Raw genomic sequence first — 11,554 nt, 5'->3', positions numbered from 1 at the left:
GTTGCAGGTGGGCATTTCATCCCCTCGGCAAGCCGATCTCTTGAATTTGGGCGCGAACCTGTTAGCGCTGATATCAACAATACCATCGGAGGACCCGGAATGACCGGAAAAGATCAGCTAGGCAGGCGCGAGATCACCTGCTTCAAGGCTTACGACGTGCGCGGCGAACTGGGCAAGAACCTGGACCCCGATGTCGCCTATCGCATCGGTCGCGCCTTTGCGCAGGCGCGCAGCGCCAAGCGCGTGGTCGTGGGCCGCGACAGCCGCGAATCCTCGCCCGAACTGGCAAAGGCCCTGATCGAGGGGCTGACCGATGGCGGCGCCGACGTGCTGGACCTGGGTCTGGCCGGAACCGAGGAAGTGTATTTCCACACCGGCAACCAGGATACCGATGGCGGGATCGAGGTCACAGCCTCGCACAACCCGATCAACTACAACGGCATGAAGATCGTGGGCCGCGGCTCGGCGCCGCTTGATCCCGCGACCGAACTGCCGCCCATCGTCGATCTGGCGACCAATGGCGATTTCGCCCCCGCCACCAAGGGCAGCGTCACCGATTTCAGCGATGCCCGCGCCGAATACGCATCGCGCATGGCCGATTTCGTCGATATCGACGCGCTGCGCCCGATGAAGATCCTGGTCAATGCGGGCAATGGCACCGCCGGCCCGACCTTCGACGCCATCGCCGCCGAACTGGAACGCCGCGGCGCGCCGCTGACCTTCGTGCGCATGCATCATGACGTCGACAGCAGCTTTCCGAACGGCATCCCGAACCCGCTGCTGGACGAGAACCAGCCCCCCACCGTCGAACGCATGATCGCCGAAAACGCTGATCTGGGCGTCGCATGGGACGGCGATTTCGACCGTTGCTTCTTCTTTGACGAGAACGGGCGCTTCATCCCCGGCGAATATATCGTCGGCCTTCTGGGCGCGGCCTTCCTAGAAAAATCGCCGGGCGAAAAGATCGTGCATGACCCCCGCGTCATCATGAACACCCGCGCCATGATCGAGGAAGCCGGCGGCGAGGCCGTCGTCAGCAAGACCGGCCACGCCTTCATCAAGCGCAAGATGCGCGACGTCAGCGCCATCTATGGCGGCGAGATGTCGGCCCACCATTACTTCCGCGATTTCTATTACTGCGACAGCGGCATGATTCCGTGGCTGTTGATGATCGAACTGCTGTCGCGCAAGGGCAAGACCCTGGCCGAGCTGCTGGAGGAGCGTATGCGTCTTTATCCGTCATCCGGAGAGACGAACTATACCATCGCCGACCCGGACGCGGCCATCGCGCGCCTGATCGACACCTATGAGGCCAAGGCCGACAGCCGCGACGATCTGGACGGCGTGTCGCTGAACTTTGGCAGCTGGCGCTTCAACCTGCGCAAGTCGAACACCGAACCGGTGGTGCGCCTGAACGTCGAAGCCGATGGCGATGCGGCGCTGGTGCGCGAAAAGCAGGCCGAACTGGCGGCGCTGCTGAAAGCCTGATCCCGGAGGGGGCCGCATCACCCGATGCGGCCCTGTCACCTTACGCCGGGTCTTCGAACCCGAAGGCGATGTAATCGCGCAGATAGGCCGCCCGCGCCGCCTCGATCAGCGGCTTGCGCAGCAGGAATTCCGGCATCGCGTCACTGTCCAGATGATGCAGCCCGGCATCTGCCACCCCCGCCGCCCCTGACAGCACCGCCATGTCCTGCATCAGCCGATCTTCGCGGATCAGCATGTCAGGCGTGGAAAAGCGCGCAAAGCCCGATATCACCTCGGATTGGCTGGCCCAGCCGGCATAGGTGGGCAGCGTGGTCTGGCCGTTCAGGTTGCGGCGCAGGAAGTTCAGGAAGGGCTTGAACAGGTCCAGCTGCGCATCCTGCGACAGCCCCGCCAGATCCCGGTCATCGGGCAGCGGGACCCGCTGGACGTCGCGCAGCAGCTGACGCAGTTCGGGCGGCCCTTCGGTCAGGACCTGCCGGAAGGCGTGCCAGGCGCGATGCAGCGGATGGCGCAGGACGGTAAAGCTGCGATGGCCAGGATGCTTGCGCTTCCATTGGCGCAGGCTGGACTGGGTGAAGTCCTGCTGAACCTCGCCCAGCCGGGCCATCCAGTCGCGGATCAGCGGCCCCGGCCCGCAGCGCACCGGCATATAGATCAGCCCCTGCCCGGCCCCGACGGCGGCAAAGCTGGGCACCGACGGGCCGCGGCGCGGTTCGAAATTCGGGATGCGGCGCAGGATGAAGGGATCGACCTGCTGCAGATCCTGCTGCATCTGGTCGAAATTTTGAACCTTTTCGGCCAGTTCGCGCGGGTTTTGCGGGACCTGGTCGCGGGCCGGCTCCAAGCGGCCCACATCGGTGCGGCCCATCCAATGCGCCAGCCCCGTCATCACGTCGGCATCGCGCAGATCCTCGTATCCCAGCCAGAACCCCGTCTGCCCCGACACCTGCAGGCGGTGCAGCACCCGCGCCTGGAACCGTTCGACCGCGTCCAGCATCTGACGGAATTCGGGGCCGTCATAGGTGATGGACGCGGGAATGGGGGTCTCGGTCTCGTTCAGCTTCCACTGGTTGGTTTCCCATGCCAGCCGGGTCGAGACATAGCTGTCCAGCGGGTTGCGCGTCAGGATGATCTTGGCGCAGCTGGCGTCGTTCATGATGGCATCGAAGACGCGCGGATCGTGATCGTGGAAATAGCGAAAGCCCGACATGTGTCCGGGCTTGTCGATCAGCCGCTTCAACAGGGCCATCGGATCGGCCTCGCGCTCGGCGCGGGTCACGCCCTCCAGTTCATCCTTGTCAGGCCAGCCCATCATGTAGGGGTTGAAGGCCTCGCCGAAGCAGGTGACGCCGCGCAGCCCGTTCAGGGTCGCCTCCAGCAGGTTCGAGCCTGTCCGCATCTCGGCAAAGATCACGAAGCTGCGAAACGGTTCGGTCATTCGGCGGCCGTCCTTTCAGACAGGGATGGATCGACAAGCGGCAGGCCGTCGCCCGACAGGCGCGGCTTCAGCCCGGAATTGCGCAGCCTGCGCAGCAATTCGGACAACCCGTCCAGATTGCGCATCCGCGGCATGCTGTCCAGCAGGTCCGGCGTCACGGGCATCTGCTGCAGCGCCTGCATGATGATCCCCTGCGGGCGTGCCAGAAAATCGTTCAGCTCGTGGACCTGGACCCGCGCCTTGACCCAGACCGAGTTCAGCACCTCAAGATGCTCGGTCTCGGCGCGCTGCAGGATCGCGGTGACGCGGCGGATGTCGTCGAAGGGCATGTCCGATTCCAGCAGCGGCAACATCCAGGCGCCGGTGACGACATGGATATGGGCATTGGGATCGGTGGCCATGAACCAGTTCAGCGCCTGGTTGTCGCGCGGGCTGGTCTGGAAGACCTGCATGCGCGACGTGATGCGGATCAGCGCCGTCAGAAACCCCTGCGGATCGCGGTCGCGGATCTGGGGGTTGGACGAGATCGCCCCCGGCCCGATCCGCGGACGGCCCGCGAATTCCACGATTTCCGGGGAAAAGAGATGGCCGTGGATGTCGGCATCGATGATGCCCGCCAGCCATGCCTCGAATTCGGGAAAGATGTCGGTGAAGCCCTGAAAGACCGCATAGGGCGCCGAGGTCTTGCCGTTTTCGCTGTCCTTGCGCGGATAGCGGCTCTGCATATAGAGGCCTGGCCGCCCTTGCGTGCGGCGGCGCACGGTGCGGCTGATCATCCGTTCAAACCGCTGCGGCTGCGGGGGACGCAGCGCGGGACCGGCCGTCCGCGCGACGGGAAACTGCTCCAGCAGCAGGGACGCCCCCGGCCAGATCTTGCGCGCCACGAAGCAATGCGATTCTTCCAGCATGCGCGCGTGATCGTCGTAAAGCTGATAGGGACGCCCGTCCTGGTCGAACTTGGCAAGCGTCAGGCTGTGGCTTTCGATGCGCATCGCATGGCGGCGCGCCAGCGTCTGGAAATAGCTTTCATCGGGAATCCAGGTCAGGCGGAAATAGCGGTCGAATTCCGCCCGACGCGGATCGCCCAGGATCGCGCGCAGGGTCGAGGCCGTCAGGCACCACCATTGCGACCCCAGATAGGGGACGATGCCCTTGGGCGGGCTGCGTCTGATCTTCAGGCGGCGCTGCCAGTCCACCAGCCGGTCGAACAGCCAGCGTTGCCGCCGCCAGTCCAGCGGATAATAGAGCGTGAAGCGTTCCTCGTTCAGGCCGCCGATCGTCCAGCCCACATCATTGGCGCTGACGCTTTCGATATGATCGCGCTGCGGGTCCAGGGCCAGGTATTCGCACAGCTCGGCCACGGGACGCAGGGGCAGGCAGGACCCCGAGGCCAGATAGACATGGGTCAGGTCGGGGTGCCGCTCCAGCAGCAGCTGCGCGGCATCCTGCGTGGCCTCGATCAGCGAAAATCGCCCCCAGTCGCAGGACACGCGCCGGGAATAGATGATCCCCGGCAGATCCTGCAGCGTTTCCTTCATGATGGCGACCGCCTTGGCCGGGGCCTTGGCGTCGATATGGATGGCGACCCTGGCGCCGCCTTCGACCCAGATGCGCGCCATATGGGCCGCGACCTGCAGCTGGGCGTGACACAGCAGCACCACCCCCAGGCGGATGTCGGCGGCACCCGTCATGCCCAGTTCCCGCGCGATATCAGGCCAAGATCCTCAAGCTGGCGCCAGTCGGTGTATTCGCGCGATTCGCTGCACCACAGGTTGGTCCCCTTGGACAGCCCGGCGTGATAGGCCTTGTATTCCTTGCTGTTGGCATAATGCTGACGACGGTCCAGTTCCTCGGCGGATTTTTCGGCGAAGGTCGACAGGAACTTGGCATGCAGCAGGCAACCCGACGCCTGTTCGCCGCCATCCTCGTCATAGACCTGGTTGAGGAATTTCGGCAGCAGCAGGTGGGTCGAACTGACATAGGCATAGCGCCACGACCATTTGACCAGCGGCGTCTTGTTCAGCGCCGGCCCCGAAATCGGATCCGATGAAAAGAAGTTCCGCGTCCGTGGCCCGCCCTGGATCCACAGGTTGCCGTAATACCAGTTCTTGGTGATCGTATAATTCGCCGGGTCGAACCATTTGGCGATGGCGAAGGGATCGGTGCCCTCCTCATAGGGCTCGTCCTCGATATTGCCGCGCGGATACATGTCCAGCAGCATGGCCGGAAAGGACCGCCGACCCGATGCGTCCAGCCAATCGGTCAGCGCCTGCAAGGGCCGCGTGTCGCAATGCGGATAGATCAGGAATTCGTCGGGATCGATCGTCAGGCACCAATGCCCGTCGCCGTATTTCATCAGCAGCCGGTTGATCCAGTCCATCCCGAAGCGCGCCCGCTTGTATCCGGCGTTGGTCCACCACAGCGACACGTCGGGTTGTTCGGCCAGGTAATTGCCGCTGCCGTCATTGCTGTTGTTGTTGACGAACAGAAAATGCTTCACCCCAAGGTTGCGGTAATAATCCAGGAAGAAGGGCAGGCGGACGCGTTCGTTGCGCATGGTGACAAAGGCCAGGACGTCGCCCTTGCGGATCTGGCCGGTGCGGTTGACGATCGTCTTCAGGGCGCGGCGACGGTTGAAGGCCCGCGCGATCATGTACTGGCGTTCGATCCGGCGACGCAGCCGATCCGAGATGGGCAGTTTAGAGATACGCATCGCCACCGCCGACCGAATTTCGTGAGTTCCGCAACCAAGTCATCATACCAAGCAATGTGCTGCATGCATCCGCTTGGCAAGGTTTTTTCAGGAATCCTGGACGTCCGTCCAGTCCCCTGTGCCCATCAGGCCCAGCTGCACCAGTTGACGCCAACCCGTCAGGCGCTGCGAATTCGCATCGCGCAGGACCGGTCCCCGCGCCACCGCGCGATGATAATCGGCATAGGCCTCGGGGCGGGCGAAGTGCTGGCGGCGGGTCAGTTCCTCGGTGGATTTTTCGACGATGCCGGGCAGGAACTTGCCATGCAGCAGAACCCCCGACAGCCGCCCGTCACCCGGCCCGTCGTAAAGGTCGTTCAACCGTGGCGGCAGGAGCGAATGGGTCGAATTCACATAAACCTGCCGCCAGTTCCAGCGCATCAAGGGCAGCTTGTTCAAGGTCGGGGACCGCACCGGATCGTCGGCAAAGAAAGCTCTTTCGCGCACCCCGCCCTGCACCCACAGGTTGCGTCGCGGCATCATCCGCCGCGCGCGATAGGGGCCGGGGTCGAACCAGGACAGCCGCTGCGCCAGGGGGGCGCCCTCGGGGGCATCCGCGCTGCCCACGGGCCCGTCCGGATACAGATCCAGCATCAGCGCCCCCATCCCGGCGATCCCCTGCGCCTGAAGATGCGCGACCAGCTGTGGCAGAGGGCGGGTGTCGTGATGGGGATAGATCAGCAATTCGTCGGCATCGACCGTGACGCACCAATGGCCGTGCCCATGCCGCATCAGCAGCGCGTTGGTCCAGTCCAACCCAAATCGGGCCGCGCGATAGCTGGCCTTGCTGTGCCACAGCGACACATCGGGCTGTGCCGCCAAAAGCCCGTCGGACCCGTCATCGCTGGCATTGTCCACGATCAGGAAATGCGCGGCCCCCAATCGACGGTAGTGGTCCAGAAAACCAGGCAGATGCGAAATTTCATTGCGCAGCGTCGTCACGACCAGGATGTCGTCGGGTCCGATCGCCCCGGTCCGGTCGGCGATGGGCTGCAGATCGCGGCGCGCCTTGATGGCGCGCCACATCAGTTCACGTCGCTTCCACCGGGCACGATAGACCTGCCAGGCGTGGCGAAGCGAGCCGCGGCTCACTGTTGATAGTCGCCCGCCTGATGCCAGCGCCATGCATCGGCGATCATCTGCTTCATGGTGGACCGGTCGGGGGTCCAGCCCAGGTCGGTCTTGGCGCGTTGGCTGCCGCAGACCATCTTGACGGCATCGCCGCCACGGCGCGGGCCGTCGACCATGGGAACCTGCCGGTTCGTGACGTGGCGGGTGGCATCCACGACCTCGCGGACCGAGAAGCCGTCGCCCGTGCCCAGACAAAAGACGCGGCTGCCCTTGTCGGCCTGCAGCCATTCCAGGCCCTTCACATGCGCATCGACCAGGTCCATCACATGGACATAATCGCGGATGCAGGTGCCGTCCGGCGTGGGATAATCCGTGCCGTGGATGGTCAGCGCCGACCGCTTGCCATCGACCGCGTCCAGAATCAGCGGGATCAGGTGCGTTTCGGGGCGGTGGAACTCTCCGACCTCGCCATCGGGATCGGCACCCGCGACGTTGAAGTAGCGGAAGATCACGTGGCGCAGCCCGTGGGACGCCTCGAAATCCACCAGCATGTCCTCGATGGCGCGTTTGCTGGCGCCATAGGCGTTCAACGGAGCCTGCGGTGTATCCTCGTTCAGGATCTCTCCGTCGCGATCACCATAGGTGGCGCAGGTCGAGCTGAAGACGAAGTTCATGCAACCCGCCGCAATCGCCGCCTCGATCAGGTTCAGCGACCCCGAAACGTTGTTGCGCCAGTATTTGCCCGGCTCGGCCATCGCCTCGCCCACCTGGCTCAGCGCCGCGAAATGCAGCACGGCCACGGGCCGGTACTCGGCGAATGCCGCGTCCAGCGCCGCGCGGTCCATCAGATCGGCTTCGACCAGCGGGCCGAACTTGACCGCGTCGCGCCAACCGGTCGTCAGGTTGTCCAAGGTGACGGGCACGAAGCCCGCCCGTGAAAGCGCCTTGCACGCGTGCGAGCCGATATAGCCCGCACCGCCGGTCACCAGGACGTTCCGGGTCATCAGATCACTCGGCCGCACGGTTCGTGGACATGACGTGATGCAGGTATTCGGCGAATTCGTCGCGCAGCTCCTCGCGCTCTAGGCCGAAGGCGACGGTGGCCTGCAGGAAGCCCGCCTTGGACCCGCAATCGAAGCGCTGGCCGCGGAAGCGCAGGCCAAAGACGTCGCGCCCGGCCTCGATCTCCTCGGCGATGGCGTCGGTCAGCTGGATCTCTCCGCCCGCGCCCTGCTTCAGCTTGTTGAGGTTCTTCATGACGGTCGGTGCCAGGATATAGCGGCCGATCACCGCCAGATTCGACGGCTGCGTGCCCATCGCGGGCTTTTCGACCATGCCCTTGGCGCGGACGATCGCGCCCATATCCTCGGCCACGTCCAGAACGCCATAGGCGGATGCCTTTTCCGGGGCGACCTCCATCGTGGCGACCATGCTGCCGCCGGTCTCGCCATAGGCTTCGATCATCTGCTGCAGGCAGGGCGGTTCGCCCTGGATGACGTCGTCGGTCAGCACGACGGCGAAGGGCTCGTCATCGGACAGCAGGCGACGGGCGCACCACACGGCATGGCCGAGGCCCAGCGCCTTGTGCTGGCGGATATAGGCGATGGCGCCCGAATCCATGTTGGTCTGGCGCAGGGTTTCCAGCAGCTTGTCCTTGCCGGCCTTCTTCAGGTTCGATTCCAGCTCGTGCGAATGATCGAAATAGTCTTCCAGCGCGCCCTTGCCCCGCGAGGTGACGAAGATGAATTCCTTGATACCGGCAGCGCGGGCCTCGTCGATCGCGTATTGGATCAGCGGCTTGTCGACCAGGGACAGGATTTCCTTCGGAATGCTCTTCGTGGCGGGAAGGAAGCGTGTTCCCAAACCCGCGACCGGAAAGATGGCTTTTGTAACCTTGCGACCCATTTCAACTACCTCTGATAACGTGACGGACCAGGCGGCCGCCCTAATTGCAGCCACTGCCTACACGCAGGGGCCTGAAATTCAATAGACAGACTATATTCTGGGCAGTTACCCGCCAAGCCATTCTGCCGGAATGCTACAAATGTTTAACATTTATCGCCCAAGGGACCGGCAGTGCTGATGGCGGGGCGGTCACTGAAGACCCATATCGGACATCATCTGTTCAAGCCGCTCAACATCCTGCGGGTTGTTCAGTTCCCAGAATTGACGCCCCCGGGCCTCGACCTTGACGCAAAGGACAGGTCGGCCGCGCTCCAGAAAGCGCAGCTGTTCCAGCCCTTCCAGCTTTTCCAGCGTGCCTTCCGGCCAGGCCGCATAGGCCGCAAGCGCCGCGGGGCGATAGGCATAGACGCCCACATGATGAAAGACCGGGCTGTCGGCATCGTCGTCGATGTCGCCCGGCACGAAGGGCACGACTTCCTTGGAGAAATAGAGCGCCTGCCCGTCATGCCCGAAGACCGCCGTGGTGCCGCCCACGCGTCCGGCATGGCGATCGGCGATCAGGTCGGCGCGCATCCGGCCCGAACAGCGCAGGACCGGCGTGGCCACCTGGGCCTCGGGGGCGGCGCGCAGGCCCGCGACCAGGTCCTCGACGAACCAGGCGGGGGTCAGCGGCGCGTCGCCCTGCAGGTTCACGACGATCTCGTGGGTGATGCCCAGGTTGGCGATCGCCTCGGCGCAGCGTTCGGTACCGTTGCGGCATCCGGTGCTGGTCATCACGACCTGGGCGCCGAAACCTTCGGCATGGTCGCGGATGCGGTCGTCATCGGTGGCGACGACCACAAGGTCCACGCCGGACACCGCCATGGCCGCGTCCCAGCTGCGCCGGATCAGGCTGCGCGCCGCGCCGCCCGCGCCGCGCAATTCGACCAGCGGCTTGCCCGGATAGCGAGTCGAGGCATGGCGGGCGGGGATGACGATGACGACCGACATCTTACGATTTCGCCAGCAGGACGCCGGGGGCGTAGGCGATGAAGAAGGGGTTCTCGAAGCCCGGCTTGCCATAGACGAAGGTGCTGTGGTCGTCGAAGCGCACCATCTCGCCGCCCGCGCCGCGCAGGACGGCGTCACCGGCGGCCGTGTCCCATTCCATCGTCCGCCCCAGCCGCGGATAGAGATCCGCCTCGCCCGTGGCGACCAGGCAGAATTTCAGCGACGACCCGGCGCTGGTCATGTCGCGCACCGCGTACTGGCCGATATAGGCGTCGGTGGCCGCATCGCGATGCGACTTGGAGGCCACGACCAGCAGCGCGCGGTTGTCGGGCATGGCGTTGACGCCGATCGGTTCGACCTTGCCGGGGGCCTCGCCGAAGGGGGCCTTCTCCTCGACCGACATGCCGTCGGCGGCGGTATAGAACAGCCGGTTCTTGGCGGGGGCATAAACCACGCCCCGGACCGGCACGCCGTTTTCCACATAGGCGATGTTGACGGTGAAATCGCCGCGGCGCTGGACGAATTCCTTGGTGCCGTCCAGGGGATCGACGATCAGGAAGGTCGACAGCGACTGGCCATGGGTCTCGGCCTGTTCCTCGGTCACCAGGGCGATGTCGGGAAAGGCCTCGCGCAGGCCGGCCGAGATGATCGCATCGGCGGCCTCGTCGGCCTCGGTCACGGGCGAATCGTCGGCCTTGGTGCGGGTTTCGAAATCATCGGACTGATAGATTTCCATGATCCGCTCGCCTGCCAGCAGGGCAAGGCGGCGCATTTCGGTGGTCAATCGGTCGAATTGCATTCACTTTCCTTTACGTGGCGGGGCCGGTCCGGCCATGCCGGATTGTCTGGGTGTGCTGCCATCCTTATGCTGTGCCGCGGGGATATCGGCAAGCACCGCCACCGTGGCAGCCCCGATGCTGCGACAATCCCGCATCAATTCAAGGCCAAGGGGTCGGAATGCTGTTCAAGCAACGTCAAAGCCGCAACATGGCCCAGGCCGCCTTCACGACGCTGGCGCTGATCTATCACCAGACCGTCTACAACCTGCGGACCGAACACCGAAACGCGGCGGTCGGGCTGCTGCTGACCATCGTCCAGACATCGCTGTTCATGCTGGTCTTCCTGGCGCTTTATGCGCTGGTGGGCATCAAGACGGCGCCGCTGCGGGGCGACTTCCTCCTCTATATCATGTCGGGGATCTTCGTCTTCATGCTGCATGTGCAGGCGGTGGGGGCGGTGTCGGCCAGCCATTCCGTCTCATCGGGGATCATCAAGCACGAACCGCTGAACGCGGCGGTGCTGATCTCGGGGGCGGCGCTGGCGATCCTCTACAAGCAGGCGATCAGCATCATCGTGCTGCTGCTGGCCTATCACGTGCTGTTCAAGCCGATCACCATCTATGACCCCCTGGGCGCGGCGGCGCTGTTCCTGCTGGCCTGGTTTTCGGGGTGCTGCGTGGGGCTGGTCTTTCTGGGGATCAGGCCCTGGTCGCCCGCCACCGCCAAGGTGCTGACGACGCTGTACCAGCGGGTAAACATGTTCGCCTCGGGCAAGTTCTTCGTGGCCAACACCATGCCGAACTTCATCCTGCCCTGGTTCATCTGGAATCCGCTGTTCCACCTGATCGACCAGGAACGCGGCTTCCTGTTCATCAACTATTCGCCGCACAAGACGGTGCTTCTGTATCCGCTGTGGTTTTCCATCGCGATGCTGATGATCGGGCTCTTGATCAACTTCACCACCCGCAAGCACGAATCGATCAGCTGGGCCGCCACGCAGTAGGATTGTTTCCCGCAAGGCCGCAAAAGGCGGCACAGGGGGCCGATTTTGCGCCGCCGCGGTGCTTGCGGGGCTGAATTGCATCCCTATATACACCCCCGAAGCAGTCCGGAGGTTCCGGGCCTAATTCA

The 11,554-nt window shown here is 64.3% G+C and carries 10 protein-coding genes; 2 read left to right on the top strand and 8 right to left on the bottom strand.

The genetic code is table 11. The features are described 5' to 3' along the window. Positions 1-99 precede the first annotated feature (99 nt). Positions 100-1,488, top strand: a complete 1,389-nt coding sequence (locus IE00_RS12460; RefSeq protein ID WP_072297446.1) for a phosphomannomutase — start codon at positions 100-102, stop codon at positions 1,486-1,488. A gap of 40 nt (positions 1,489-1,528) precedes the next feature. Here IE00_RS12460 and IE00_RS12455 read toward each other — a convergent pair whose 3' ends face one another. From IE00_RS12455 to cysQ, 8 genes are all read right to left on the bottom strand, one after another. After that, positions 1,529-2,926 (bottom strand): hypothetical protein, encoded by a 1,398-nt coding sequence (locus tag IE00_RS12455; RefSeq protein WP_072297445.1) that lies wholly within the window; start codon positions 2,924-2,926, stop codon positions 1,529-1,531. Further along, positions 2,923-4,617 (bottom strand): beta-1,6-N-acetylglucosaminyltransferase, encoded by a 1,695-nt coding sequence (locus tag IE00_RS12450; protein ID WP_072297444.1) that lies wholly within the window; start codon positions 4,615-4,617, stop codon positions 2,923-2,925. The genes IE00_RS12455 and IE00_RS12450 overlap by 4 nt, the downstream gene beginning before the upstream one ends. Continuing rightward, positions 4,614-5,639, bottom strand: a complete 1,026-nt coding sequence (locus tag IE00_RS12445; protein WP_072297443.1) for a glycosyltransferase family 2 protein — start codon at positions 5,637-5,639, stop codon at positions 4,614-4,616. Before IE00_RS12445 ends, IE00_RS12450 begins: the two co-directional genes overlap by 4 nt. Before the next feature lie 87 nt (positions 5,640-5,726). After that, on the bottom strand, positions 5,727-6,770 hold the full coding sequence (locus IE00_RS12440) for a glycosyltransferase family 2 protein (RefSeq protein ID WP_371328442.1): 1,044 nt from the start codon (positions 6,768-6,770) through the stop codon (positions 5,727-5,729). Further along, positions 6,767-7,753, bottom strand: coding sequence for a UDP-glucose 4-epimerase GalE (galE, locus tag IE00_RS12435; protein ID WP_072297441.1), 987 nt, complete (start codon positions 7,751-7,753; stop codon positions 6,767-6,769). Before galE ends, IE00_RS12440 begins: the two co-directional genes overlap by 4 nt. Before the next feature lie 4 nt (positions 7,754-7,757). After that, complete coding sequence (locus IE00_RS12430) at positions 7,758-8,654, bottom strand: UTP--glucose-1-phosphate uridylyltransferase (protein ID WP_072297440.1); 897 nt, start codon at positions 8,652-8,654, stop codon at positions 7,758-7,760. A 189-nt stretch (positions 8,655-8,843) separates the two neighbouring features. Beyond that, positions 8,844-9,644 (bottom strand): 3-deoxy-manno-octulosonate cytidylyltransferase, encoded by an 801-nt coding sequence (locus IE00_RS12425; protein WP_072297439.1) that lies wholly within the window; start codon positions 9,642-9,644, stop codon positions 8,844-8,846. Position 9,645: 1 nt separating this feature from the next. Next, positions 9,646-10,443: a 3'(2'),5'-bisphosphate nucleotidase CysQ gene (gene cysQ / locus IE00_RS12420; protein ID WP_072297438.1), complete on the bottom strand. Its 798-nt coding sequence runs from the start codon at positions 10,441-10,443 to the stop codon at positions 9,646-9,648. A 158-nt stretch (positions 10,444-10,601) separates the two neighbouring features. Here cysQ and IE00_RS12415 point away from each other — a divergent pair, with 158 nt between their 5' ends. Next, positions 10,602-11,426: an ABC transporter permease gene (locus IE00_RS12415; RefSeq protein ID WP_233490611.1), complete on the top strand. Its 825-nt coding sequence runs from the start codon at positions 10,602-10,604 to the stop codon at positions 11,424-11,426. Positions 11,427-11,554: the final 128 nt, after the last annotated feature.

The organism is Paracoccus sp. SM22M-07 (assembly GCF_001887735.1).
Classification (GTDB): Bacteria; Pseudomonadota; Alphaproteobacteria; order Rhodobacterales; family Rhodobacteraceae; genus Paracoccus.
Note: the sequence above shows the minus strand (reverse complement) of the source record. Positions and strands in the feature narration are given on the sequence as shown.